We start from the raw sequence: 25,375 nt of genomic DNA, 5'->3' as shown, positions 1-25,375 counted from the left end.
GAGCAGTTCTCGATGAGCCGTGTGAGTATCGAAACCCAGGATGCGTGGGTCGAGTTCCCCATCTTCGACGCCAAATCGCGGTCGCTGAAGAAGGCTTTCCTCGGCAAGGCCGGCGGGGCGATCGGGCGCAACAGCTCCGATGTGGTGGTCGTCGAGGCGCTGCGTGACATCAACCTGTCGCTGAAGGAAGGCGACCGGGTCGGCCTGGTCGGCCACAACGGCGCCGGTAAGTCGACGCTGCTTCGCCTGCTCTCGGGCATCTACGAACCCTCGCGCGGCAGTGCGCGCATCCGCGGCCGCGTCGCCCCCGTTTTCGACCTCGGCGTCGGCATGGACCCGGAGATCTCCGGCTACGAGAACATCATCATCCGCGGCCTGTTCCTCGGCCAGACCCGCAAGCAGATGCTGGCCAAGATCGACGAGATCGCCGACTTCACCGAACTCGGCGAATACCTGTCCATGCCGCTGCGCACCTACTCCACCGGCATGCGAGTGCGGCTGGCGATGGGCGTGGTCACCTCGATCGACCCCGAGATCCTGCTGCTCGACGAAGGCATCGGCGCGGTCGACGCGGAGTTCATGAAGAAGGCTCGCACACGGTTGCAGTCGCTGGTGGCGCGCTCGGGCATCCTGGTGTTCGCCAGCCACTCCAACGAGTTCCTCGCCCAGCTCTGCGACACCGCGATGTGGATCGACCACGGTCAGATCCGCGAACAGGGCGGAATCGAAGACGTTGTGCGAGCGTATGAAGGGCCCGAGGCGGGTAATCACGTGGCACAGGTGCTGCGCGATCTGGAATCCGAGAGCGCTTCCGGCGCAGCGGGCGAGAAGAAGTTGGAGCAGAACAACGCATGAGCGGTCAACGGCCGGAGGCGGCAGCGCAGCGTAACCACGGAGGCCGTCCGAGCATGCGTGGTGTCACAGCATGAGCGGTCTACGTGACGAGGCCGGCCCGGCTGTGGTGCCGGGTGGGTTCAGCATGACGGATCGGCTCGAAGCCTCGACTCCGGCGCGCGTTGAGCCTGCGGCTGTGCTGCCCGCTGATGCCGCCCTGGCGACCAGTGACGCGGGGCTCGAAGGCGCTTCCCTGTCGGATAGCTCGCCCCTGCCTGCTGACGTCGAACCGGCGGAACCCGTTGTCCTTGCTGACGATGCGGAACTTCCCGTGGGTGCCGAACCGGCCGACCTGTCGACCGAGACCGGCCCGAACGCGCGGATCATCGCGGTGGTCGTCACGCACAAGCGGCGTGAACTGCTCGCCGAGTCGTTGAAAGTGCTTGCCTCGCAGTCGCGTCCGGTCGATCACCTGATCGTGGTCGACAATGCCAACGAGGACGCGGTGGCGGAATTGGTTGCGCAGCAGCCGATCGAGGCCACCTATCTGGGCTCGCGTCATAACCTCGGTGGTGCAGGCGGTTTCGCGCTCGGGATGTTGCACGCGCTCACGCAGGGTGCGGATTGGGTGTGGCTGGCCGATGACGACGGGCGCCCCGACGGCCCGGAAGTGCTTGCGACGCTGATCGATTGCGCGCGCAGGCACAATCTGGTCGAGGTGTCGCCGGTGGTGTGCGATATCGAAGAACCCGATCGTCTCGCGTTCCCGCTGCGGCGTGGTGTGGTGTGGCGGCGGTTGCGGTCGGAGTTGGGTGACGAGGACTTCCTGCCCGGTATCGCGTCGCTGTTCAACGGTGCGCTGATCTCGGCGAAAGCCGTTGACCTGATCGGCGTTCCGGACCTTCGCCTGTTCGTGCGCGGTGACGAGGTGGAGGTGCATCGCCGCCTGGTCCGCTCCGGGCTGCCGTTCGGCACCTGCCTGCAGACCGCCTACCTGCACCCCAACGGCGCCGAGGAATTCAAGCCGATCCTGGGCGGGCGCATGCACACCCAGTACCCGGACGACCCGGTGAAGCGCTACTTCACCTACCGCAATCGCGGGTACCTGATGTCGCAGCCGGGTATGCGAAAGTTGTTGCCGCAGGAGTGGATTCGGTTCTCCTGGTTCTTCCTGGTGACCCGTCGCGACCCGGCCGGGTTGAAGGAATGGTTCCGACTGCGGTCGCTGGGACGCAACGAACACTTCGGCAAACCCGACTAGCTCCCTGATATCCAGTCCCCCTGAAATTTGGGGGTAATTCCCTATGGGAACAACGGCTCGGCGCGGCCTACGATGCGAAATGTGACTTCGACTAAGAGTTTCGCGGCCGCCGCCGCTGTCCTCGTCGGCGCAGCCCTGTGTGTGGCCGGGCCGGGCACTGCCCAGGCCGATGACTCCTGCCAACTCGGCTGGTCCAACGTCGGCCCACGCTCCTGCGTGATGAACGAACTACGGACCGCGCCTGTCGCGACCATGGGCAACGGCATCTGCGTCGGCATCCTGAACGCGGCGGGCACCGCCTTCGACGGACCCCTCAACTCCCCGAGCGTGGCACCGGGCGCCACCCACAGCATCGCCTTGCGCATCTCTCAGGGCTTCTCCCCGCTCGGAAACTGGGCGCCCACCGTGCTGGCGTGCGATGTGAACGTCGTCGTCGACTGGCGGAACCTGGACAGCGGCGCCGCCGGCTCGGTGACCCGCTTCGTCCCGGCGGGCGCGACCAGCACCTACCCCGTCCAGGACCTGATCGTCGGCACGGGCCCCGGCCGAGTCCAGCTCACCGTCCGCACCGATAAGCCCAACATCCCCCAGTCGACCGAGGTCTTCGTGCCGTAACGGAAAATGGGTTGCCGGGTCCTGTCGTGGTCCGGCAGAATCGGGTTTCGAACGTTGGAGAGGAGGTGGATGTCCGTGAGTACCCCCGTGTGGATTGCCGTGCCCGGCCGGCGCGATTGCGCGCCTGGCCAGGCCGCTCCGGACACCACCTCAGCTCGCTGAACCCGTTCGTCGGGTTCGGCACCCGACGAAGGATTACTCACGATGGTCGACCACGACCTGCTCGTCCCTTACGGCTGGACCGAAGCCGTAGCTGCTGAATATCTGCCCTTGCTCGGCGACCTCACCCCCGCTCGCATCGTGCGAATGGATCGCAGTGAATGCGATGTGGTGACACCGAAGGGGCCCGCCAGATCCGCTTGCCCACGCGACATCACCGGACTGTGTACCGGCGACTGGGTGGGTATCGACGCCGATAGCACTGTGCGACAACTGCTCCCGCGACGTTCGGCGATCATGCGATCGTCGGTGTCCGGGCGTTCGGTGGCACAGGTGCTGGCCACCAATGTGGATACCGTGCTGATCTGTAGTGCCGCCGACGGTGATGTCGACCTGGGGCGGATCGAACGGATGCTCGCCCTCGCGTGGGAGAGCAACGCGCAACCGGTGGTTGTGCTCACCAAAGCCGATGCGGCGGATCATCTTCCGCTCGACGAAGTACGTGCGGTCGCGCCCGGTGCGACGGTGGTCGCGGTGAGTGCTGCCGCGGAGGTGGGGCTCGACGTGCTCACCGCCGTGCTGACGGGCACCGTTGCCCTGATCGGTCCGTCCGGTGCGGGCAAATCAACCCTCGCCAATGCACTACTCGGTGCGGAAGTGTTCGCTACCAACGCAGTTCGCGCGGTCGATGGCAAAGGCCGCCACACCACCGTCCACCGCGAACTACGCCCACTCCCCGGCGGCGGCACCCTCATCGACACCCCAGGCCTGCGCGGCATCGGCCTCTACGACGCCGCCGAAGGCATCGGCAAAACCTTCAGCGACATCGAATCCCTAGCCGCTGACTGTCGTTTCGCCGACTGCGCCCACGAGTCCGAACCCGGCTGCGCGGTCCAGTCCGCGCTCACCGATGGCACCATCACCGAACGCCGACTGACCAGCTACCGCAAGCTGGCCAGGGAAAACGACTGGATGGCGGCCCGCACCGACAAACGCCTAGCCGCCGAACGCGAACGAGCCTGGCGCGACATCACCAAACAACAACGCAAGCAATACCGCGAACGGGGCCGCCGCTAACGCGAGTCCTCTACCTGGACAGTCGATCACAACGCTGTGGTGGCGGGGGCCTCTCGGCCGATGCCGCCACCACGGCGTGGTGATCTTGATCGGGAAGGCGGCAATCGCCGCGCCCTCCACCTGGACAGGCGGTCACCACGCTGTGGTGGCGGAAGCCTCTCGGCCGATGCCGCCACCACGGCGTGGTGATCTTGATCGGGGATACGGCAATCGCCGCGTCGGAGGGGTCCGGCGCGGCGATTGGCGTGAGGAAGGGGTTAGCTGGGGTCGATGCCGTAGAGGCGGGCCCAGTTTTCTCGGCTGGTTAGTTCGGGGACCGCGGCGCGGTATTCGGCTTGGAGGGCCGGGAGTTCCTTGCGGAGTTTGCGCAGGGTGCGGTAGGTGCGGATCAGGAGTGCGCGGGCGCGGGCCTTGTCGCGGCGGCGGACTCGGACGCCGGACTGGGAGGCGTCGGTGACGACCACGTGGTCGAACAGGCCGATGTGCCACCAGTGCGCGTCTTCGCGGGTGACGCCGATGAGGCCGGGTTGGGTGCGGCCGGTCCACTGGGTGATCGCGCGCTTGATCAGGACCAGGGTGATGCGGCTGGGTTCGCCGCTGGCTCGGCGGACCGAGATGTCGGCGGAGTTCACCGGCGGGGTGGCGGCGGGGTGCTTGATGGTTTCGGGGTAGTCGTTGCGGGTGGAGCGGGCGGCGGCCAGGGCGTCGATGCCGCCGTCGCGCAACGTCTTCGGGCCCTTCATGAAGTCTTCGATGCCCTGCAGCGTGGTGTGCACCAGGCCGTACTGCATGCCGACCAGGTGTTCGGCGATGTAGCGGAAGAACTCGCGGGTGATGGCCTTGCCGTCGAGGTCGGTGTGCAGGGCGCCGACGATCAGGGAGTTACGGGTGGAGAAGTAGCGGGCCCAGTCGTCGTAGTCCTTCCAGTAGAAGTCGGCGTGCCACACGGCGGCGTTGGGCAGGGTGACGGTGACGAAACCGTTCTCCCGCGCGCGGATGCCGTATTCGACGTCGTCCCACTGGAAGAAGATGGGCACGGGCAGGCCGATCTTCTTGACCACCTCGGCAGGGATGAGGCAGGTCCACCAGGCGTTGTAGCCGGCGTCGACGCGCCGTTCCTGGTTCTTCTTGAGCATGGACGTGTTGCGCAGCGCCTTGGGCACCTTCTGGCCGTGCTTGAGTTCGCCCAGGTGCACCTCCTCCGCGCCGACATTGAGGAAGTCGGGGTTCAAAAGGAACAACATCTGCGCGCCGACAAGGGTCGGTTCGACCGTGAGGTTGGCGAAAGCCTGTAGGCGCAGGACGGTTTCGGGCTCGCAGAGGATGTCGTCGTCCATGAGGATGACGTCGGCGTGCTCGTTGGCCGCCGACACCTCGTACAGGCCGCGGGTGAAGCCGCCCGCGCCGCCGAGGTTGGGCTGACGGATGTAGCGCAGCTTGTCGCCGAAGGCGGGCAGCACTTCCTGGAACAGCGGCCGGTCCTGGACCAGGTCGGTGCCCTGATCCACCACGTACACCGCGTCGATCGCGGCGAGCACGGTGGCGTCCGAGGCCAGTGCGGCCACGGTGTGCGCGCAGTCCTCGGCCCGGTTGAAGGTGCAGATCGCGATCGCGACCGGGCGCACCGTCTCGGGTGCCTTGGCGGTCCAGGCCAGTTCGGTGATGTCGAGTTCGCCCCCGACGGCGTCGAACTCGAGCCACAGCGCGCCACCGTCGACGTACTGGTCCAGCGGCGCGGTCAGGCAGACGTATCCGCTGCTGGTGGCCACCAGCGAGGCGATGATGCGGCGGTGCCCGGCGATATCGGAGGCGACCAGGCGCACATTGGCCTTGCCGCCGACGGTCAGGTGCGCGCCGACCGAGACCTCGGTGACGGTGGTCCAGCGCTGCCAGTAGCTGGCGGCCAGGCGACCGAAGTAGGTGTTGGTGTGCGCGGTCGCGCCCTTGGGCAGGTGCAGCGCGTGCCGCTCGCGAACAGCGGCACCCCCCTTGACGACGGCGTAGAGCTCGTCGCTGACCCGTGCCGACGGGCCGGTGAAAATGCCTCTGGCCAGCACGAGCCGCTCGGGTGCGCTGTGTTCACCTCGCAGCGATGCGGGCGCGGCCTCGCGCCGATCGTTCGATTCGGTCACGGCTTGTGTAGCCGACTGCTCCATGAAGTCCTCGAAATTCTCGGTATCGACTGCGCCGACGCAGGCAGTCACGTAAAAGGGCGCGACGGGCGGGGCGAGGATATCAATCGCGCGCCACCGGTGTGCTGTCAGTGAGGTGTAGCCGCACCCCGCGCGTGTTGCTCATCGGTTGCCGACGAGCCGGTGAAAACGAATTTGCCGTAGGCCCAATAGCGGAAGATCACGGCCATGGTCTGGCCGATCACGGTGGCGGCGATGTTGTCGGCCAGCGGCGATGACAAATCCAGGACATAACGGGAAAAGCCGAGGCAGCCCAGTTGCAGGAGAATCGCCACCACATTGACCACCGCGTACAAAAGGTATTCGCGGCCGGGGCTGTCGGTCTTGCGGTGCGAGTAGGTCCACCACTTGTTGCCGAAGTAGGTGACCACCGTGGCCACCACGATCGCGATCACCTTGGCGATCAGCGGAAAGTGATAGAGCACACCTTCGGAGAACCCGAATCCCCCACCCCAGAACACCAGCAGGTTGTAGGTCCCGGCATCGACGAGAAACCCGATCGCCCCGACAACGAGGAACGCCGCACCCTGCCGCAGCCCCGCCACCACCCTTGACACCATTGACGCAGGGGGAGACTCGGACAGATCGGACTGGGACACGGGCCGACCGTACACCGAGCACCTGAACACCCCCGAGATAAGCTCGCGGAACCGGAATGAGCGGATCGGCCGCGCGCTGTGTAGCCTCCCGGTGTCCCACTGCTGCCTAACACCGAGGATTGACCCGGGTGGACTCCACCGAGCTTCGCATTGCCGCCGTGGTTCCCTGCCACAACGAAGAGGCCGCGGTCGCCAAGGTCGTCGCCGACCTCAAGGCCGCCGTGCCGGGGATCGTCGTCTACGTCTACGACAACCTGAGCACCGACCGTACCGCCGAGTGTGCCCGCGAGGCCGGGGCGATCGTGCGCTACGAGAACACCAAGGGCAAGGGCAATGTGGTTCGCCGCGCCTTCGCCGATATCGACGCCGACGTGTATCTGATGATCGACGGTGACGACACCTACGAGGCGTCGGCCGCACCGTTGATGATCAAGACGCTGCTCGACGGCCCGTACGACCACATCCTCGGCGTGCGCAAGCAGGACGCCGCCGACGCCAGCGCCTACCGCAGCGGTCACGAGACCGGCAACAAGGTGCTCAACGGCGTGGTCGGCAAGGTGTTCGGCGAGAACGTCGAGGACATGCTGAGCGGGTTCCGGGTGTTCTCGCGTCGGTTCGTGAAGAGCTTCCCGGCGGTGTCGCGCGAGTTCGAGATCGAGACCGAGCTGACCGTGCATTCGCTGCACCTGCGGGTTCCGCAGACGTCGGTGGCCGTCGGTTTCCGCGACCGTCCCGCGGGCAGCGAGTCCAAACTGCGCACCTACCGCGACGGCACCAAGATCCTCGCGCTGATCCTCGGCTTGGCCCGGCACGAACGCCCCGTCGCGTTCTACGGCCTGTTCGGCACGGTGGCCTGGTTGATCTCGGTGATTCTGACCGTGCCGATCGTGATCGAGTTCTACAACACCCACGAGGTGGCGCGGTTCCCCACGCTGTTCCTGGCGTTCACGCTGCTGCTGCTCGGCAGCCTGGCCTGGACCGCTGGGCTGATCCTGGACGGGATCCGCCGCTCGCGGCATGAGACCGCGCGGCTTGTGTACCTGCGCTATTCGGCTGTCGGGGTGCGCGAGGACATCGCAGCCGGAGAGCGTCGGTGACCACCACGACCGAGCCCGCTGTCGAGCTCAGTAGAACCCCCGCACGCAAGGATCGAGCACTGGCGCCGGTGCGCGCGGTGACCCGGCGGTTCGGTGCCGCCACGGTCGCCTTCGCGATCGTCGCCACGGTGTTCGGCGCCCTGTTCGCCGTGCTCACGCCCGCGTTCTGGGGCCATGACGAGATCACCCAGTTCGGTCGCGCCTACCAGGTCGCGCACGGCGGCGTGTTCCCGCAGCGCATCGTCGACGATCGCGGCGTGGCCTATGGCGGGCAGATCCCGGTCAGCGTCGACGAGCTGATGGGTTACGCCTTCAAGGACTACGGCGACAACCCCGAAGAGCCCGACGCGATGGTGGCCGACCCCGGCGCCTACGACCGGCTCGGCGACGCGGCGGTCTCGGACAAGACCCGGCAGATGTGGTTCACCAATACCGCCGCCTACTCGCCGGTGCCGTATGTGCCTGCGGCCGTTGGCATTCGGCTCGGTGAAGCCCTTGGGCTGAACGTGGGCGGCATGTACCTGCTGACCCGTTTCGCCGGTCTGGTTGCCTATCTGGCGGTCGTCGGCTTCGGGCTGTACGCGTTGCGCGAAAGGCGTTCGCAGTGGCTGGTTTTCACCGTCGCGGTGCTGCCGATCGCGCTGTTCCAGGCGGGCACCGTCACCGCCGATACGCTCACCAACGCGCTGGCGATCATGGTGTCGGCGCTGCTGTTGAAGGCGCTGTTCGTCGGTGATCGTCTGCGCCCGGTGGAAACCGGCGCCCTGCTGGCCGCGACTATCGCACTGCCCCTGAGTAAACCGACGTACGTGTTGCTGGCGATGCTCGTTGTGGTCATCCCGGCCGACCGGCTCGGTTTCGCCGGAAAGCTCAAGATCGTGCCGTGGCTTTTCGCGGTGACCGGCGGTGTGCTCTTCCTGGCCTGGACCAAGATCGCGGCGAAGACCGGCGAGGGCATGGGCCTGATGCGCCCGCCGCATCAGTGGGGTCAGGTGCGTCCCGGCGACCAGCTGAAGGGAATCCTTTCCGACCCACTGCAATTCGTGCACGTGTTCGGCGAGAGCATCGCGCTGCGCGACCATCGCTGGTTCAACCAGTTCTTCGGCGAACTCGGTTTCGCGTATGTGGATGTGCCCGCGCTGTCGATGCTGGCGTGCCTGCTGGCGTTCGCGGTGAGTTTCGGGATCGTCGACCGAATGAACACTGCCACAGCGACTTTCCGTCGCACGCTGATCGTGGCGCTGGTGGTTCTCGCGAGCGTGGCGATGATCTACGTGACGCTGTACATGTCGTTCACGCCGGTGGATTTCTACCTCATCGACGGCGTGCAGGGCCGGTATTTCGTGCCGCTGGCGATCATGGGATTGGCCGTGCTGGCACGGATCGTGCCGCTGCGGCTGACCAATTCCGACGGGGTGATTCCCACCCGCGGCACCGCGATCACTATCGCCTGCGCGTCGACTTTCGCGCTGATCGCCACCGCCGCAACGTATTACACCGTCGTCTGGGGATAATTCCCCAGACGACGGGGGGAATTACAGCGTCTTTTCGCCCGCGGCCGCGTAGGCCCGTTCGGTATCGGCCTTTTTCGGCCGCCACCACTGCTCGTTGTCGCGGTACCAGGCGACCGTATCGGCAAGTCCCGCACGGAAATCCGCGTAGCGCGGCGACCAACCCAGTTCCGAACGAAGCAGGCTCGCGTCGATGGCGTAGCGCTGATCGTGGCCGGGACGATCGGTCACGTGGTCGAAATCGGTGGGCTCGCGATCGAAAGCTTGCAGGATGAGCTGCACGACAGTGAGGTTGTCGAGTTCGCCCTGCGCGCCGATCAGATAGGTCTGGCCGGTGCGGCCGCGTTCGAGAATGTCCCAGACCGCGCGATTGTGGTCTTCGACGTGGATCCAGTCGCGCACCTGGTGCCCGGCGCCGTACAGGCGCGGGCGCACCCCGTCGATCAGGTTGGTGATCTGGCGCGGGATGAACTTCTCCACGTGCTGGTACGGGCCGTAATTGTTGGAGCAGTTCGACAGGGTCGCGCGGACGCCGAAAGACCTGGTCCAGGCGCGAACCAGCATGTCGCTGCCCGCCTTGGTCGCCGAGTACGGGCTGGACGGGTTGTAGGCGGTGGACTCGGTGAAACCCGGTTCGTCGGGGGTGAGATCGCCGTACACCTCATCGGTGGAGACGTGGTGGTAGCGCACATCGTGGCGGCGCACGGCCTGCAGCAGCGAGTAGGTGCCCACGATATTGGTCTGCACGAACGGCCACGGCTCGGCCAGGGAGTTGTCGTTGTGGGATTCCGCGGCGAAATGCACGACCGCGTCCACCCCGCTGACCAGATTGTCGACCAGATCGAGATCGGCGATATCGCCGTGCACGAATTCGATCCGGTCCGCCACCGGATCCAGCGACGCCCGGTTGCCCGCATAAGTGAGCGCGTCCAGCACTGTCACTTGGACATCCGGGCGCGTGGCCACGGTTTGTTGGACGAAATTTGCACCGATGAACCCGGCCCCGCCGGTAACGAGCACTCGCACGGCGTCAACGATACGTGCCTTCGGCGGGCCTTCGAAACGAAAGTACGGTCGTTATGCGATGTCGAAACGTCTCCGGTCCGTATCCGAGCCGCTATTTACACTGTGATCTCCATCACGTTACCCGGGAGTAAGTGAAGACTTTGGGTCTGTTTTCCTGAGAAAAACCCCGGTCAACGCTCAGGTTTCTCACAGCGCACCGGCATTGGGGTACCGATGGTGAACAAAACTTGAACTAACAGTCACAGCAGGTTCACCTCTGGTTAGCTGCGGAGGCTTTTGATCTACGAGTCCCCTCCGCACGCTCCAACTTTGAGGTTTCAACACAATGCTGATGAGGAAATTCGCCGCCACGTCGGCGCTGCTGATCGCTGCCATGGGCGTCACCGCCGGCACCGTCAACGCCGCGCCGGCTGAAGAGGCCGCCCCGATCAACTACACCGCCGAGGTTGTCGACGGTTCCAAGTCCATCATCACCATCGACTCGGGCTCGCTCGTCGCTGAGGATGGCCAGTTCAAGATCAAGGCCGCCGACGGCAAGACCGTGGCCGCGACCGCACTGACCTACCAGATCGATGACTTCCAGCTGCCGATCCTGGCCGACATCTCGGGCAAGTCCGCGACGCTGACCCCCGTGGTCGACCCGGCCCAGGCCGTCTACAAGCCCGTCGCCCTGCCGTACCAGAACGTGGCGCCGTGGAAGACCGAGTACGAGCGTGAGCAGGCCGCCTGGAGCCGTCTGACCTCCACCATCTCCATGGGCGCCACCGTTGGCACCCTGGTCGGTGGCCTCACCGGTGCGGCCATCGGCTGCGTCGCCGGTGCGCTCGCGGGCACCGTCGTGACCGCCGCCCTGGCCACCCTGTTCGGTGCGGGCCCGGTCGTCGGCTGCATCGCGGGTGCGGGCGCTGTCGGCTTCATCGGTGTGCTGATCGGTCAGATCTTCGTGACCGGCCCGGTCGCGATCGCCGCTGCCGTGCAGTACTTCTCCACCATCAACCAGCCCTTCACCCCCCCGGCCAAGTAATTTCGCCGTAGGACAGAAGGAAAGCGGCCCCCGCCCGGAGAAATCCGAGCGGGGGCCGCTTCTGTATTTCGAGGAACTCCAAGAAGTTTCAAGGGCCAAGGGTCCAGGGGCCCACGTCTCCGTAGGCCCCCAAACCCGAGTCGACTCGTTCGGCCGATCGCGATCAGGACCGTCCGAGTCGGTTCGGTGGCCTAGGCCGTGCGGGCCCGTTGGGCCGGTTCTACCGCCGTGCGAACGAATTTCGCGACCCGTCCCAGTGCCGAGCGGCTTTCCGGCATGCTCGGCAGGATGCTCATGAACGCGTGCACCTGACCCCGCCATAGCTCGAGGGTGTTGGGTACGCCCGCGGCGGTGAGGCGGTGGGCCATGAGTTCGCAGTCGTAGCGCAGTAGTTCGTCTTCGGCGGCGATGAGCAGGACCGGGGGCATTCCGGCGAGGTCGGCGTTCACCGGGGACAGCGCCGGGTCCAGTGGGCCTTCGTGCTCGGCACCCAGCCGCACAACGGCTTCCAGACCGGCCAAGGGGATGTACGCGTCCCGTCGAACATTCACGTACCCCTCCTTCGCCCGATAATCCAGGTCGAGCAGCGGGCTCAACCCCACCAACCCGGCAGGCAGCGGCAGCCCGATGTCCCGAGCCCGGATTGCGGTGGCGAAGGTGAGGAAGCCGCCCGCGGAATCGCCGGCGAACACGATCTTCGCGGGATCGGCCCCGTGCCGCAGCAGCCAGCGGTAGGCGAGCACACAGTCGTCGATGGAGGCATCGATCGAACCGGGCAGCTGCCGGTACTCCACATTGAGCACGGGCAGCCCGGTGCGCCTGGCCAGCCCGGCCACCACCGCGCGGTGCGTCTGCAGCCCACACACCGCGAATCCGCCGCCGTGCAGGTACAGCACCGCCCCGTGCCGCACCGCGCGGGAACCGCCCGCGGGTCGCACCATTTCCATCTTGAATCCGCCGAGCTGGATCTGCTCGCGTTCGATGCCGTGCGGTTCGGGGCGCAGTCGCGACAGCAGGTCGACCGCGACAGCCCCTACCGGGATCGTGGCCCGGTTGATGGGCACGTTGCGCAGCAGCGGCCCGATCAGGCCGACGCACGCGCCCATCAGTACCCGCGAGGACGTGCTGTTGCCGCCCGCGTTGACGACGATGCCGGGCTCGGGCCTGCGGGCGCTGCCGATCGAGGACACGGGCGCGAGCCCGCCCATCACGCCGGTGATCTTCGTGGCGACCATCGCGCACCTACCTTCGCAGCTGGCGCGTCGACCCCCTGACCAGGCGAACCCCCGGAGCGGATGTCAACGCTGACATCTAACACAGTGATGTTTCACACATCGGCGCTCACCTAATCAGATGAGCGTCGTGTCTGTACTGGTTATCGCCCGACACGCCCAGTCGCGAAACCTTCGTGATCAATTCGTCGACGTGTCGGAACCTCGTCGTCTCCGTCGCGGACCGAGCTGGCAGACTTGCCACCTATGCGCGGAATCATCTTGGCGGGCGGCACCGGCTCACGGCTGCACCCGATCACGCGCGGGGTGAGCAAGCAGCTCGTCCCGGTCTACGACAAACCCATGGTCTACTACCCGCTGTCCACCCTCATGCTGGCAGGTATCGACGACATTCTGGTGATCACCACGCCGGAGGACGCCGACGCGTTCGCCCGACTGCTGGGCGACGGCAGTCAGTTCGGCGTGAACATCACCTACGTGGTTCAGCACACGCCCGACGGCCTGGCCTGCGCGTTCGTGCTCGGCGCCGACCACATCGGCAACGAACCGGCCGCGCTGGTGCTGGGCGACAACATCTTCCACGGCCCGGGTCTGGGCACCAGCCTGGAACGCTTCCACGACATCGACGGCGGGGCGGTGTTCGCCTACTGGGTGAAGGACCCGACCGCCTACGGCGTGGTGGAGTTCGACAGACAGGGTCGCGCGATCTCCATCGAGGAGAAGCCGAAGGTCCCGCGCAGTAATCACGCCATCCCCGGCCTGTACTTCTACGACAACGACGTGGTCGCGATCGCGCGCGAGCTGAAACCGTCGGCGCGCGGAGAGTACGAGATCACCGACATCAACCGCGTCTACCTCGAACAGGGCAGGCTCAGCGTCGACGTCCTGGCCCGCGGCACCGCCTGGCTGGACACCGGCACCTTCGACTCCCTGCTCGACGCCGCCAACTACGTGCGCACCATCGAGGAACGTCAGGGCCTCAAGATCGGCGTACCAGAGGAAGTGGCCTGGCGACGCGGCCTGATCTCCGACGAACAGCTGTGCAAGCTAGCCGAACCGATGGTGCGTTCGGGCTACGGCCGCTACCTGCTCGACCTGATCGACCGCGGAAAAGACTGGTAGCGCATGGAGTTTCGTGAACTGGCCATCCCCGGTGCGTGGGTGGTCACCCCGCGCCTGCACGGCGACGACCGCGGGATGTTCTGTGAATCGTTCAAGGCCTCGGAGTTCGAGAAGGCCACCGGACGCCCCTTCGCACTGCACCAGGTGAACACCTCGGTCTCGGCGGCAGGGGTGCTGCGCGGGATCCACTACACCGACGATCCGCCCGGTCAGGCCAAGTATGTGACCTGTGTGCGCGGGGCGTTCCTCGATGTCGTGGTGGACCTGCGGCCCGGCTCGCCGACCTATGGGCGCTGGGACAGTGTGTTGCTCGACGACGTGGACCGCCGCTCGGTGTTCCTGTCCGAGGGACTCGGCCACGCGATCCTGTCGCTGGAGAACCGTTCGACCGTCACGTACCTGTGTTCGCTCGAGTACTCCCCCGAATTCGACAGGGACATGGACGCTTTCGATCCGCAGCTGGGGATCGACTGGCCGACCGAAGGCCGCGACGGCCGCCCGCTCACCTATGTTCGCTCCGCGAAAGATGAAGTCGCGCCGAAGTTTCGGGCATAGCAAAACGGCACCACCCGCGAAAGGTGGTGCCGTTCAGCATTATCAGGCAGGTTCGAGAACCTTGTCCTCGACCACAGGACCATCCACAACCGGCTTGCGGAACCGGGGCAGGAACACCGTAAGGGCAAGCAGCGCACCGACAATGGTGACGCCCGCCGCGAACTCCAGACCCGGCCGGTAGGTATCCAGCATCTGCTGCGGAGTGGCACTCTGACCGTGCCCGCCGGAGGTGACGATGGCGGTGGTCACCGCGAGCACGATCGCCGCGCCGACCTGCATCGACGTCTGCAGCACACCGGCCGCCAGACCCTGCTCGTCGTCATCGATACCGCTGGTGGCCTGCACGTTGATCGCCGGGAAACCGACCCAGCCGATGCCGATCAACAGGATCGCGGGCAGCAGCATGGTCCAGTAATCGGGGGCGGTATCCAGTCGCAGGAACAGCAGGTAGCCGATCGCCATCACGCTCATGGTGACCGCGATGACCGGCCCGGTGCCGAAACGGTCGATCAGCTTCTCGGAGAAGAACGCCGACGCCACCACCAGGATGCCGACCGGCAGCAGAGCCATCGCCAGCTTCAGCGCCGACCATTCCAGGGTGTCCTGCATGTACAGGGTCACGATGAACTGCCAGGAGAAGTACGAACCGGCGACCGCGATGATGGCCAGGCTGGCCCGCAGCAGCGAGGCCTTGCGCAGGATGCCCAGGCGGATCAGCGGGTGCTGCACGCGCTGCTCGGTGATCACGAACGCGGCGAACAGGGCGATCACCGCGAGGAACGAACCCAGCGTGCGCACCGAGGTCCAACCCACTTCGGGCGCGGTGACCACGGTGTAGACCAGCAGCAACATGCCCGCAGTGGACAACAGCGCACCTAGTAGATCGTGTCCGCCTTCTTCGGCCTTACCGTCGCGAGGCACCAGCGCGAACGCGGCGATCAGGGCGGCGACGGCGATCGGGACGGGCAGCAGGAAGGTCCAGCGCCAGCCGACGCCGGTCATCAGGCCGCCGAACAGCAGACCCATGGAGTAGCCGCCCGCACCGAACACGGTGTAGATCGACAGCGCCTTGTTGCGCGCTTTTCCTTCGGCGAACGTGGTGGTGATGATCGACAGGCCGGTCGGCGCGGTGAACGCGGCGGCCAGGCCCTTGATGAAACGGGTCGCGATGAGCAGGGCGGGGTCGCTGACCAGGCCGCCGACCAGCGAGGCGACGGCGAACACCGCCAGCGCGATCAGGAAGACCTTGCGTCGGCCCAGCAGGTCGGCGGTGCGTCCGCCCAGCAGCAGCAGGCCGCCGTAGCCGAGGATGTAGCCGCTGACCAGCCACTGCAGGGTGGAGGTGTCGAGGTCGAGTTCGGCGCCGATGGACGGCAGGGCCACGCCGATCATCGAGACGTCGAGGCCGTCGAGGAACAGGACGATGCACAGGGTGATCAGCATGCCCCACAGGCGGAGGGGCCATCTGGTGGGATCGGTCGCCTGATCTGCGGCCGAGAGCGTTGCTGGCGAAGTCATGCGGAGGACATTACATGCGCACGCATTAATTGCCAACACATAAAATGACGTTGCATAAGGTTGCTAGGACCTCTAAGATGGGGCCATGTTGAACCCGGCCGAAACCACAGCTCGGCGCGAAGAAGCGCCGTCCGAGCTGGTCGGTCAGTGGCGTGAACTCCTCGGCAGACATGCCGCGGTGAGTTGTGCGCTGGAGAAGGCGCTACAGAACGACCATCAGATCGGCCTCAGCGAATTCGAAACGCTGGACCGCCTGGTCGACGCGGCCTGTCAGAAGTACCGCATGACGGAGCTGGCGCACGACATCTACCTCAGCCAAAGCGCGCTGTCCCGCGCCGTGGCCAGGCTCGAACGCGACGGCCTGGTGGAACGCAGCATGTGCGATCTCGACCGCCGCGCCATCTTCGTGCAGCTCACCGACAAGGGCAGGCAGGTCTACGACGCAGCCCTGCCCACCCACCGTTCGGTGCTCGCCGGCTCGTGGAACAGCCCTACAGCTTGCCCGTAGCGGCCGCGGTGATGTCGACGAACGCGTCGCGGTACCGCTCGAACTCCGCGGGCTTGTCCAAATACGTGCTGCCCGCGAAGGTTTCGACGTAGACCACCGGCGGCTCCGGTCGATCCACCGAATCGTCGACCCCGAACTCCAGGATCACGAACCGGCCCGACTCGAGACCGGCGTGATAGCCCGAATCCGCCGGAACCACATCGATATTCACCGTTTCACGCTCGGCCAGCTCTTTCAATCGAGCCAGCTGACCTGCCCGCACGCGGTCGTCACCGATGCGGCGGGTGAGCACCGACTCGGCGAGAACGACATGCAGGTGCAACGGTGAATCGGTCCTGGCGATCAGGGCCTGCCTGGCGGCCAGTACCGCCAGCCTGCGTTCCAGCTCCGACTCGGTCAGCTCCGGAATGGTCTGCTCGAGAAGGGCTTTCGCGTACTCCTGCGTTTGCAGCAGCGCCGGGATCAGGCCGTCCTCATAGACGGACAGCTCCGAAGCGGCTTCCTCGAGGCCGATATAGACCTCGAAGCCCTCCGCGATCACGTCGCCGTAGCTCGTCCACCAACCCCTGGCCTTGGTTTCCCGAGCCAAGGCGGCCAGCGGTTCGACCAGATCGGTCGGCGCGCCGTACACCTTGCACATGGCTTCGACGTCGAGGCTGCGCAACGACGTCTGCCCCGTTTCGATCCGCCAGATCTTCGCTTCCGACCATTCCAGTTGCGATGCAGCGGTTCTCGTGGTCATCCGCGCACGATTGCGCAGGTCACGTAAGTGCCTGCCCAGCTGCCTGCGCGGCATGGTCGAACCGGTGACGCCCTGTGGTGAAGCCATACTTCCCCCCTGTATCCGAAACATCGGTCTCCCTCATAACTTTCGGAGACCGCCCTAACCAGCCGACATATCGTCGGATCTGCGTACGGATTGTTTCACAATGAATCGGACACCGCGCGAGACCTACTTTTTCTTTCTGAACCGCCAGAACTGGACGGCGCGAACGTCTTCCGACAGCTGGTTCACCGGTTCGGCCACATCCGACAGCGCCTGGAACAGACCGTCGGCCAGTTCGCTGATGTGCTCCACGCGTCCGGCCAACCTGGCTGCGTTGTCGGCGAATTCGAGCATCAGGCGCACCGAGGCCGCGATCGTCAGGCCCAACGGCACCGCCACCAGCGCGGCGAGCACACCAAGCAGCGCAGAGGCTTTCCACATCAACACCGTGAACGCGATCGGTGCGCCGATCCCGAACGACACCACGCCCAACACGTAGGCCAACGGCAACAAAGTCCTGGTAGCGGGCCTGCGGAACTGCACATCCAGCAGCGAACGACCCGCTTCGGCGGCCCACTGTTTGGCCGAACCGGTACTGCGGAACGGCTCTTCGAACCCCGCGTCGCGCGCCAGAGCCGCGGCGTACGTATCTTCTTCCTCGGCGTCCGATCGTGACGCCGAACGCTTCCGATCGGTCTCTTTCCAAGACAGCCAACGTGATTCGGCTTCGAACTCCTCGGCGACCTCCTCGGTCGATTCCGGCGTTCCAGGCACTTCGGTCATGCCCGAATCCTGCCGCCCTTTCCACCGACACGCCAACCCGCGCGACGCCGTACCTGCGATAGCGAAGGTTGCACAACTGAGACGAAGCAGACACTGACGAATATTTTTCGAGAACGGCGTAACAAGTCGGCCACCCCGCGCCGATACGCCCATGAACGCAGCAACGACAGCTTCAGGGCCCACGAGGACAGATCATCGGGCCCATGAACGCAGAACAAGAGCTCGGGGAATGGAGAACACAGTGCGCACGACGTTTCCGACCACCACTACGGCGGCCGACAAGGGTGCCGCCGCGCAGGAGTACGCCGCGCGTGGCTGGACGGTCGCCGAAACCACCAACGGCCTGTGCCTGATCACCGACGACGAGGTCTCGGCCATCGAGATCACCGGTGAGATCGCCGGCGAGGTCCGTCGCTTCCTGCGCGCCAACAACCTGTCCGGCCCCGTGATCGAGATCCCGGGTACCGAGCGTCGCGAGATCCACCTGGTCACCGGCGTGCGCAAGGCCGCCATGGCGATCGCCGCCATGCGTGAGGCCGGCGTGCTCGTGCACACCGACGGTGCCAGCATCCCGCTGCCGCCCACCCAGCTGGCCGCCGGTTCGGCTTCCTGGGGCGTCGCGCCCACCGAAGCCCGCTGGATCCCGCCGGTCGTGGCGCTGGGTGCGGCTGTTCGCTCGGCGCTGTCCCGCAAGGGCCAGAGCAGCGGCAAGCGCAAGCTGACCCTGGCCAGCTGAGCCCGAACTTCCCGAACCCGCGAAACGCGACGCCTCCCCGACGTCGCAGTTCGCGGGTTTTCGGCGTTTCCGGACGTCAGTGGGCGTAAGCATGAGGGATGCGCTCGCTGCTTCGAACCTGTCCGCTGTGTGAGGCTGTTTGTGGTCTGACCGTCACGCTCGACGACGCGGATCGGGTGGTGTCGGTGCGTGGCGACCGCGACGACCCGTTCAGCAAGGGCTTCCTCTGCCCGAAGGGTGCCAGCTTCGGCAAGCTCGACGACGATCCCGACCTGGTCAGCACGCCGCTGATCCGCGACGGTGACGGGTTTCGTGAGGCGAGTTGGGACGAGGCCTTCGAGCTGATCGCGGCCGCGTTCGCCGACATTCCGTCCAGTTCGACCGCGCTGTACCTGGGCAATCCCAATGTGCACACCGTCGCGGGCACGCTGTACCTGCCCGCGCTGATCCGCGCGATGAGTACCAGACACCTGTACAGCGCCAGCACCGCCGATCAGATGCCCAAGCAGGTCGCGGCCGGGTTGATGTTCGGCGATCCGCTCACCGTGCCGGTGCCCGATCTCGACCGCACCGATTTCCTGCTCATGCTCGGTGCCAATCCACTCGAATCCAACGGGTCGCTGTGTACCGCGCCCGATTTTCCGGGGCGCTTGAAGGCGTTGAAGGCGCGCGGCGGCAAGCTGGTGGTGGTAGATCCGCGTGCGACCAGGACCGCCGCGATCGCCGACCAGCACCTGTTCATCCAGCCGGGCTCGGACGCGTACCTGCTGTTCGGGATCGTGCACACACTGTTCGACGAGGGTTTGACCGACGTGCGGGTCGAGGTCGCCGGGCTGGACGAGCTGCGGGCAGCGGCTGCGGACTTCGCGCCGGAAGCGGTGGCCGCGCGCACCGGTATCGCCGCCGACACCATTCGCATACTCGCCCGCGAGCTGTCTGCCGCGCCTTCCGCCGCCGTCTACGCGCGGATCGGCACCTGCACCGCCGAGTTCGGCACGCTCACGCAGTGGCTGGTCGACGTCGTCAACACGCTCACCGGCAACCTCGACTCCCCCGGCGGCGCGATGTTCGCCAACGCGGCCGCCGGCGGGGTGGCTCGCAGCAGGCCGTTCCGGCTGGGTCGCTGGGTCAGCCGGGTGCGCAAACTGCCCGAGGCGATGGGTGAGCTGCCCGTCGCGACACTGGCCGACGAGATCGAAACACCAGGTGAAGGGCAGATCCGCGCGCTGGTGACGGTGGCCGGTAACCCGGTGCTGTCCGCGCCCAGCGGGGCACGGCTGGACAAGGGGTTGGCCGGGCTCGAGTTCATGGTCAGTGTCGATCGGTACGTCAACGAGACCACCCGGCACGCGAACGTGATCCTGCCGCCGCCGCGCTCGGTGCAATCGCCGCACTTCGACTTCGCGCTGCTGCAGTTCGCGGTGCGCAACTACGCGCGGTACTCGCCGCCGCTGGTCGCGCTGGGTGACCGGCCGTCGGAAGCGGCGGTGATCGCCCGGCTGGCAGCGGCGGTGAGTGGGCAGCCGCACGCGGGCACGGGGGAGGCGAGTCCGATCAATGTGATCGACGAGCTCGTGATCGCGGGGACCTTGCACAAGGCCGGGATGAGTGAGCGGCGCGACGAGCTGACCGGGGCCGATACGACTGAACAGCGTCTTGATCTGATGCTCAAGCTCGGGCCGTACGGTGCTTGGAATGACGGCTCACTCAGCCTGAAAACCCTTCTCGATAGCCCGCACGGCGTCGACCTCGGAGCCTTGCAACCGCGGTTGCCGGGGGTTCTTCGGACCGCGTCGAAAATGGTCGAACTGGCACCGCCGCAGCTGCTCGCGGACGTCACGCGCCTGCGAGAGGGGCTGGCCAGTACCGCGCCCGCGATGGTGCTGATCGGGCGCAGGCAGTTGCGTTCGAACAACAGCTGGATGCACAACGTGGAAGGACTGGTCGGCGGCTCCAACCGCTGCACGCTGCTGGTTCATCCCGACGACGCGACCCGCCTGGGCCTGGGCGAACAGGCCCAGATCACCTCGGCGGCCGGCTCATTGACCGTGCCGATCGAACTGACGCCGACGATCATGCCCGGCGTGGTGAGCCTGCCGCACGGTTGGGGGCACGCGGCCAGCACCACCCAGTCGGTCGCGTCGGCACATCCCGGAGTGAATGCCAATGTGCTGACCGATGATTCGGTGGTCGACGCGGTGTCGGGGACGGCGGTGTTCAACGGGGTGCCGGTGACAGTGGGTCCCGCCTGACCCGAAGCTGTTGCGCAAACGCACCTTTCACCCCATTCGCAACAATGGACACGCCCCACTATCGGTGAGAGTCCCCTAGACTGAATGAGATTGCGGTCACAGCGGGGGTTTCATTGCGAAGCCCGCATCCACCGGTACGGCTAGCGAAGGGGTCCTGATGCCCGAAAATCTCGTCGGCAGCGATGGAGAGCACGAGCTACAGGACACGTTAGGCACTGCTGACCGGGCCGAACGGTTCTACGACGACCAGGTGATCGACTACCTCAACCCCACGATGATCGACTTCGTCGCGCGCATGGACATGGCCTTCATCGCCACCTCCGACTCGCACGGCGAATGCGACTCCAGCTTCCGGGCCGGCACGCCGGGATTTCTGCACGTGATCGACGACCGCACCGTCGCGTACCCCGAATATCGGGGCAACGGGGTCATGGCGAGCCTGGGCAATGTGCTCGAGAACCCGCACGTGGGGATCCTGATGATCGACTTCGTGCGCGACCTCATCGGGCTGCACATCAACGGGAAAGCGCGCATGGTCGCCGACAGCGAGCTGCGCGACACCGTCACCGATCTGCCCGCGCCCGCGCGCGGTCGGACCGCGCAGGTGTGGGTGGTCGTCGACGTCGAAGAGGCTTATATCCACTGCCGCAAGCACATTCCGCAGATGGTGCCGGTCGCGCGGGATCAACGGGAATGGGGCACCGACAACGTGCGCGCCAAGGGCGGGGACTACTTCGGCGTCAAGGCGGGCAAACGCGCACCGGCTGTGGCCGAGGCCAGCTGACCTACTTGATCTTGAAGATCACGACCCGCTGCACGATGAAATTGATCACCGTCGCGGTGCCCTGCGCGATCACGAAGGCCACCGGCTGACGCCACCACTTGTCATCCAACGCGAAGAACAGCAGCGCGTAGATGCCCACCTGCACCGCGAACGTCACCGCGTACAGGGCCACGACCGCGATGAACCGCGACCTGCTGGGCTCCGCTTTGAACGTCCAACGGCGGTTGATCAGGTACGCGGTGGTCGTGCCCGCGATGAAACTGATCACCTTCGCCAAGATCTCCGGCAAGCCCAACACGTTCGACAGCAACGTCAGCAGGCCGAAATCCACGATCGCGGAAAAGCCGCCGGTCAGCGTGAACCGCACGATCTGCGTCTTGAGGTCGACATCGGTTCCACCGGGCTCGTCGACCAGGGGAATCTCGGCGGGCAGCGGCAGATGCGGTTGGGCTTGCACGTGAGAAGAGTACGAGACCGGCGCACTGTCGTGCCATGCATGTAGCCTCTTAGCCGATGTCTGAGAAGATTTCGACCACCAACGACGAGGCGTTCGCGCTACCCACGCGCACGCGCAAGCTCACCGGTTGGGGTCGCACCGCACCCACGTCCGCCGAAGTGCTCTCGACCAGCGATCCGGAACTGATCGTCAAGGCCGTGCGCATGGTCGCGCAGGACAACGACTCCAAGCCGGCGCATCTGCGACGCGGCGTGATCGCGCGTGGCCTGGGCCGCTCGTACGGGGACAACTCGCAAAACGCGGGTGGCCTCGTCGTCGACATGCCCGCGCTGAACAAGATCCACAGCATCGACGCGGCCACCCGCCTCGTCGACGTGGACGGCGGCGTCGACCTCGACCAGCTGATGAAAGCCGCGCTGCCGTTCGGCCTGTGGGTTCCGGTGCTGCCGGGCACCCGCCAGGTCACCATCGGCGGGGCCATCGGCTCCGATATCCACGGCAAGAACCATCACAGCGCGGGCAGCTTCGGCAACCACGTGCGCTCGATGGACCTGCTCACCGCCGACGGCGTGGTCCGCACGATCACCGCCGAGTCCGACCCCGAACTGTTCTGGGCGACCATCGGCGGCTGCGGCCTGACCGGCATCATCCTGCGCGCCACCGTGGAGATGACCCCCACCGAAACGGCGTACTTCATCGCCGACGGCGACGTCACCTCCACCCTCGACGAGACCATCGCCTTCCACAGCGACGGTTCCGAGGACAAGTACGAATACAGCTCGGCCTGGTTCGACGCCATCAGCCCGCTGCCCAACCTGGGTCGCGCGGCGATCTCGCGCGGCAACCTGGCCAAGGTCGACCAGCTGCCCAAGAAGCTGCAGAAGGACCCGCTGCGGTTCAACGGCAAGACCTTCTTCACGCTGCCCGACGTGTTCCCCAACGGCCTGGCCAACAAGTACACGTTCGGCCCGATCGGTGAGATCTGGTACCGCAAGTCCGGCACCTACCGCGGCAAGGCGCAGAGCCTGACCGCGTTCTACCACCCGCTGGACATGATGGGCGAATGGAACCGTGGCTACGGCTCCAACGGTTTCCTGCAGTACCAGTTCGTGGTGCCGCCGGAGTCGGTCGACGAGTTCAAACGCATCATCATCGACATCCAGCGCTCGGGTTTCTACTCGTTCCTCAACGTGTTCAAGCTGTTCGGCGAGGGCAACCAGGCGCCGCTGAGCTTCCCGATGGCGGGCTGGAACATCTGCGTCGACTTCCCGATCTCGCCCGGACTCAACGAGTTCGTCACCGATCTGGACCGACGCGTGCTCGAATTCGGCGGCCGTCTGTACACCGCCAAGGACTCGCGCACCTCCGCCGAGACCTTCCACAAGATGTACCCGCGGATCGACGAGTGGATCAAGGTCCGCCGCAGCGTCGACCCGACCGGTGTGTTCATGTCCGATATGGCCAGGAGGCTGGAACTCCAGTGATCAACGCAGTTGGCAACCCGCAGACCATCCTGCTCTTCGGTGGCACCTCCGAGATCGGTCTCGCGATCGTGGCCGAGTACCTGGCCAAGGGCCCCGCACGAGTGATCCTGGCGAACCTGCCCGGCGATCCGCTGCTCGAGCAGGCCGTGAGCACCGTGAAGGCCGCCGGTGCGAGCGAGGTCGACGTCATCGACTTCGACGCCCTGGATACCGAATCGCACCCCAAGGTCGTGGACGCCGCGTTCGCCGCCGGTGACGTCGACGTCGCGATCGTGGCGTTCGGTGTGCTCGGCGACGCCGAGGAACTGTGGCAGGACCAGCGCAAGGCGGTCATGACCGTCGGCATCAACTACACCGCGGGCGTGTCCGTGGGCGTGCTGGTCGGCGACAAGTTCAAGGCCCAGGGCCACGGCCGCATCCTGGTGATGTCGTCGGTCGCCGGCGAGCGCGTGCGCCGCTCCAACTTCGTCTACGGCTCCACCAAGGCGGGCCTGGACGGCTTCTACCTGGGCCTGGGCGAAGCCCTTCGCCCCTTCGGCGCCCGCGTCACCGTCATCCGCCCGATGCAGGTGCGCACGTCCGCGACCAAGGCGCACTGGGAAGCCACCGGCTCCAAGGAAGCCCCTCTCACCGTCGACCCGGAAGACGTGGCTCGGCTCGCCGTCGCCGCGTCCGAGAAGGGCACCGAGATCGTCTGGGCGCCGGGCGAGGCCCGCTTCCTGATGTCGGCCCTGCGCCACGTGCCGCGCCCGATCTTCCGCAAGCTGCCGATCTGATCGTTCGCCGCTCACGACTGCCGCATCGTCCTAGGATGATGCGGCAGTTCGCGTTTCCGACCAGGTCGAGGGAGGTCCGCATGTCCGCGATGCACATCGAGATCGACGAAACGGTCCTTGCCGAAGCAATGCAGCTCGGGGGCCACCCAACCGAATCGGCCGCAGTAGCCGCCGCCCTGACCGAATACAACGAAACGCACGGTCGCGCGGCTCTCGAACTGCGTGCCAACCCCTATAAGCCCGGTCGACTCCGACGGCTGACGGTACCCTGAGTGGATGACCGCAGCGTTCGATGACATGCCCCTGCAGGATCTCGTCCGCTATCTGACCGAGGCGGAGCAGCGAGATCTTCGGCCGGTAGTGCTGCGACTTGTGACCAGCCATGAGCCCTCAGATGTGGCTGCCGAACGGCCGCTTCCCCGCCGGCATTTGTCCTTCGCCGGATCGATAGAGGCCGAACCCGACTTCGCCTCGACGTCGCAGGAAGTCCTCCGCCGCGAGCTCGGCGGAGGATCGTGATCGTCTGCGATACCGGGCCGCTCTTGGCAGTCGCCAACAAGCGTGACGTCGACTACGAGGTCTGCCTCGAGGTGCTTACCACCGAGCCGGGGCCGCTGATCGTTCCCGCGATGATCGTGACCGAGGTGTGCTACATGCTCGGCAGGGTCGATCCAGCATCAGAGGCAAACTTCCTTCGCTCGATCGCGGTCGGCGAACTCCGAGTGGAATCCCACACGCTCGATGACTATCGGCGAATTGCCGACCTTGTGATCCAGTATCGTGGCTTTCCGCTCGGTGCTGCTGACGCATCCGTCGTCGCCGTTGCCGAGCGGCTAATGGTCAACAAGATCGCCACGTTGGACCATCGGCATTTCCGTCAGGTAGTGCCCAACCATTGCAGCGCCTTCGAACTGGTTCCGGCAGAGTCCCAACTGGCACGCCAACGCTGACAGTCTGCGGTTCGACCGCAACCGCCTCGCGTGGGCTCCACTAGGCTGGCCCGGACC

General features: G+C 66.0%; 26 protein-coding genes. 18 read left to right on the top strand and 8 right to left on the bottom strand.

The window, feature by feature from the left end:
• The first annotated feature begins 12 nt into the window (after window positions 1-12).
• From ACFWVD_RS23795 to rsgA, 4 genes are all read left to right on the top strand, one after another.
• Window positions 13-855 carry an ABC transporter ATP-binding protein gene (locus ACFWVD_RS23795; protein ID WP_379246266.1) on the top strand — a complete coding sequence of 281 codons (843 nt, stop codon included), beginning with the start codon at window positions 13-15 and terminating at the stop codon, window positions 853-855.
• Window positions 856-1,186: 331 nt separating this feature from the next.
• On the top strand, window positions 1,187-2,095 hold the full coding sequence (locus ACFWVD_RS23790; RefSeq protein ID WP_379246364.1) for a glycosyltransferase: 909 nt from the start codon (window positions 1,187-1,189) through the stop codon (window positions 2,093-2,095).
• Between the two features lie 81 nt (window positions 2,096-2,176).
• Entirely contained in the window at window positions 2,177-2,710 is a 534-nt protein-coding gene (locus tag ACFWVD_RS23785; protein WP_379246264.1) for a hypothetical protein, read from the top strand.
• A 204-nt stretch (window positions 2,711-2,914) separates the two neighbouring features.
• Entirely contained in the window at window positions 2,915-3,946 is a 1,032-nt protein-coding gene (gene rsgA, locus ACFWVD_RS23780) for a ribosome small subunit-dependent GTPase A (RefSeq protein ID WP_379246262.1), read from the top strand.
• Window positions 3,947-4,203: 257 nt separating this feature from the next.
• Here the strand turns inward: rsgA and ACFWVD_RS23775 are convergent, their stop codons facing one another.
• Together ACFWVD_RS23775 and ACFWVD_RS23770 are read right to left on the bottom strand one after the other, a co-directional pair.
• On the bottom strand, window positions 4,204-6,102 hold the full coding sequence (locus ACFWVD_RS23775; RefSeq protein WP_379246260.1) for a glycosyltransferase: 1,899 nt from the start codon (window positions 6,100-6,102) through the stop codon (window positions 4,204-4,206).
• 104 nt (window positions 6,103-6,206) lie between these two features.
• The gene (locus tag ACFWVD_RS23770) at window positions 6,207-6,698 is read right to left on the bottom strand and encodes a GtrA family protein (protein ID WP_379246258.1); all 492 of its coding nucleotides are present in this window, start codon (window positions 6,696-6,698) and stop codon (window positions 6,207-6,209) included.
• Window positions 6,699-6,865: 167 nt separating this feature from the next.
• On the opposite strand from ACFWVD_RS23770, the gene ACFWVD_RS23765 reads away from it, so the two are divergent.
• Both ACFWVD_RS23765 and ACFWVD_RS23760 read left to right on the top strand, forming a co-directional pair.
• Complete coding sequence (locus tag ACFWVD_RS23765; protein ID WP_379246256.1) at window positions 6,866-7,834, top strand: glycosyltransferase family 2 protein; 969 nt, start codon at window positions 6,866-6,868, stop codon at window positions 7,832-7,834.
• A complete protein-coding gene (locus ACFWVD_RS23760; protein ID WP_379246254.1) occupies window positions 7,831-9,348 on the top strand; it encodes a DUF2142 domain-containing protein in 1,518 nt (505 codons plus the stop codon). The genes ACFWVD_RS23765 and ACFWVD_RS23760 overlap by 4 nt, the downstream gene beginning before the upstream one ends.
• A 21-nt stretch (window positions 9,349-9,369) precedes the next feature.
• Here ACFWVD_RS23760 and rfbB read toward each other — a convergent pair whose 3' ends face one another.
• The gene (rfbB, locus tag ACFWVD_RS23755) at window positions 9,370-10,371 is read right to left on the bottom strand and encodes a dTDP-glucose 4,6-dehydratase (RefSeq protein ID WP_379246252.1); all 1,002 of its coding nucleotides are present in this window, start codon (window positions 10,369-10,371) and stop codon (window positions 9,370-9,372) included.
• Window positions 10,372-10,696: 325 nt separating this feature from the next.
• On the opposite strand from rfbB, the gene ACFWVD_RS23750 reads away from it, so the two are divergent.
• Window positions 10,697-11,395: a hypothetical protein gene (locus ACFWVD_RS23750; RefSeq protein WP_379246250.1), complete on the top strand. Its 699-nt coding sequence runs from the start codon at window positions 10,697-10,699 to the stop codon at window positions 11,393-11,395.
• Between the two features lie 191 nt (window positions 11,396-11,586).
• Here ACFWVD_RS23750 and ACFWVD_RS23745 read toward each other — a convergent pair whose 3' ends face one another.
• Complete coding sequence (locus tag ACFWVD_RS23745) at window positions 11,587-12,630, bottom strand: alpha/beta hydrolase (protein ID WP_379246248.1); 1,044 nt, start codon at window positions 12,628-12,630, stop codon at window positions 11,587-11,589.
• A 243-nt stretch (window positions 12,631-12,873) separates the two neighbouring features.
• Between ACFWVD_RS23745 and rfbA the strand changes: the two genes are divergently transcribed.
• Window positions 12,874-13,749 carry a glucose-1-phosphate thymidylyltransferase RfbA gene (gene rfbA / locus ACFWVD_RS23740; protein ID WP_379246246.1) on the top strand — a complete coding sequence of 292 codons (876 nt, stop codon included), beginning with the start codon at window positions 12,874-12,876 and terminating at the stop codon, window positions 13,747-13,749.
• A gap of 3 nt (window positions 13,750-13,752) precedes the next feature.
• Complete coding sequence (locus ACFWVD_RS23735; RefSeq protein WP_379246244.1) at window positions 13,753-14,304, top strand: dTDP-4-dehydrorhamnose 3,5-epimerase family protein; 552 nt, start codon at window positions 13,753-13,755, stop codon at window positions 14,302-14,304.
• A gap of 42 nt (window positions 14,305-14,346) precedes the next feature.
• Here ACFWVD_RS23735 and ACFWVD_RS23730 read toward each other — a convergent pair whose 3' ends face one another.
• Window positions 14,347-15,822 (bottom strand): MFS transporter, encoded by a 1,476-nt coding sequence (locus ACFWVD_RS23730; RefSeq protein ID WP_379246243.1) that lies wholly within the window; start codon window positions 15,820-15,822, stop codon window positions 14,347-14,349.
• 85 nt (window positions 15,823-15,907) lie between these two features.
• Between ACFWVD_RS23730 and ACFWVD_RS23725 the strand changes: the two genes are divergently transcribed.
• Complete coding sequence (locus ACFWVD_RS23725) at window positions 15,908-16,330, top strand: MarR family winged helix-turn-helix transcriptional regulator (protein WP_379246241.1); 423 nt, start codon at window positions 15,908-15,910, stop codon at window positions 16,328-16,330.
• Here ACFWVD_RS23725 and ACFWVD_RS23720 read toward each other — a convergent pair.
• Window positions 16,314-17,159 carry a helix-turn-helix domain-containing protein gene (locus ACFWVD_RS23720; protein ID WP_379246239.1) on the bottom strand — a complete coding sequence of 282 codons (846 nt, stop codon included), beginning with the start codon at window positions 17,157-17,159 and terminating at the stop codon, window positions 16,314-16,316. The genes ACFWVD_RS23725 and ACFWVD_RS23720 overlap by 17 nt on opposite strands.
• Before the next feature lie 123 nt (window positions 17,160-17,282).
• Entirely contained in the window at window positions 17,283-17,879 is a 597-nt protein-coding gene (locus ACFWVD_RS23715; RefSeq protein WP_379246237.1) for a DUF4282 domain-containing protein, read from the bottom strand.
• 241 nt (window positions 17,880-18,120) lie between these two features.
• Between ACFWVD_RS23715 and ACFWVD_RS23710 the strand changes: the two genes are divergently transcribed.
• The 3 genes from ACFWVD_RS23710 to ACFWVD_RS23700 all read left to right on the top strand — a co-directional run bounded on the left by ACFWVD_RS23710 (window position 18,121) and on the right by ACFWVD_RS23700 (window position 21,651).
• Window positions 18,121-18,615 (top strand): hypothetical protein, encoded by a 495-nt coding sequence (locus ACFWVD_RS23710; RefSeq protein WP_379246235.1) that lies wholly within the window; start codon window positions 18,121-18,123, stop codon window positions 18,613-18,615.
• Between the two features lie 98 nt (window positions 18,616-18,713).
• The gene (locus tag ACFWVD_RS23705; RefSeq protein ID WP_379246234.1) at window positions 18,714-20,867 is read left to right on the top strand and encodes a molybdopterin oxidoreductase family protein; all 2,154 of its coding nucleotides are present in this window, start codon (window positions 18,714-18,716) and stop codon (window positions 20,865-20,867) included.
• Window positions 20,868-21,024: 157 nt separating this feature from the next.
• Window positions 21,025-21,651 carry a pyridoxamine 5'-phosphate oxidase family protein gene (locus ACFWVD_RS23700; RefSeq protein ID WP_379246233.1) on the top strand — a complete coding sequence of 209 codons (627 nt, stop codon included), beginning with the start codon at window positions 21,025-21,027 and terminating at the stop codon, window positions 21,649-21,651.
• 1 nt (window position 21,652) lies between these two features.
• Here ACFWVD_RS23700 and ACFWVD_RS23695 read toward each other — a convergent pair whose 3' ends face one another.
• A complete protein-coding gene (locus ACFWVD_RS23695) occupies window positions 21,653-22,108 on the bottom strand; it encodes a GtrA family protein (RefSeq protein ID WP_379246232.1) in 456 nt (151 codons plus the stop codon).
• A gap of 68 nt (window positions 22,109-22,176) precedes the next feature.
• On the opposite strand from ACFWVD_RS23695, the gene ACFWVD_RS23690 reads away from it, so the two are divergent.
• The 5 genes from ACFWVD_RS23690 (at window position 22,177) to ACFWVD_RS23670 (ending at window position 25,318) form a co-directional block, all read left to right on the top strand.
• Window positions 22,177-23,592: an FAD-binding protein gene (locus ACFWVD_RS23690; protein ID WP_379246362.1), complete on the top strand. Its 1,416-nt coding sequence runs from the start codon at window positions 22,177-22,179 to the stop codon at window positions 23,590-23,592.
• Entirely contained in the window at window positions 23,589-24,368 is a 780-nt protein-coding gene (locus ACFWVD_RS23685) for a decaprenylphospho-beta-D-erythro-pentofuranosid-2-ulose 2-reductase (protein WP_379246231.1), read from the top strand. Before ACFWVD_RS23690 ends, ACFWVD_RS23685 begins: the two co-directional genes overlap by 4 nt.
• 80 nt (window positions 24,369-24,448) lie before the next feature.
• On the top strand, window positions 24,449-24,640 hold the full coding sequence (locus ACFWVD_RS23680; RefSeq protein ID WP_379246230.1) for a type II toxin-antitoxin system VapB family antitoxin: 192 nt from the start codon (window positions 24,449-24,451) through the stop codon (window positions 24,638-24,640).
• Between the two features lie 4 nt (window positions 24,641-24,644).
• The gene (locus tag ACFWVD_RS23675) at window positions 24,645-24,887 is read left to right on the top strand and encodes a hypothetical protein (protein WP_379246229.1); all 243 of its coding nucleotides are present in this window, start codon (window positions 24,645-24,647) and stop codon (window positions 24,885-24,887) included.
• Window positions 24,884-25,318 carry a type II toxin-antitoxin system VapC family toxin gene (locus ACFWVD_RS23670; RefSeq protein ID WP_379246228.1) on the top strand — a complete coding sequence of 145 codons (435 nt, stop codon included), beginning with the start codon at window positions 24,884-24,886 and terminating at the stop codon, window positions 25,316-25,318. Before ACFWVD_RS23675 ends, ACFWVD_RS23670 begins: the two co-directional genes overlap by 4 nt.
• The last annotated feature ends 57 nt before the right edge of the window (window positions 25,319-25,375 follow it).

Origin of the sequence: Nocardia sp. NPDC058666 (assembly GCF_042714895.1) — a bacterium.
Taxonomy (GTDB): Bacteria; Actinomycetota; Actinomycetes; order Mycobacteriales; family Mycobacteriaceae; genus Nocardia.
Note: the sequence above shows the minus strand (reverse complement) of the source record. Positions and strands in the feature narration are given on the sequence as shown.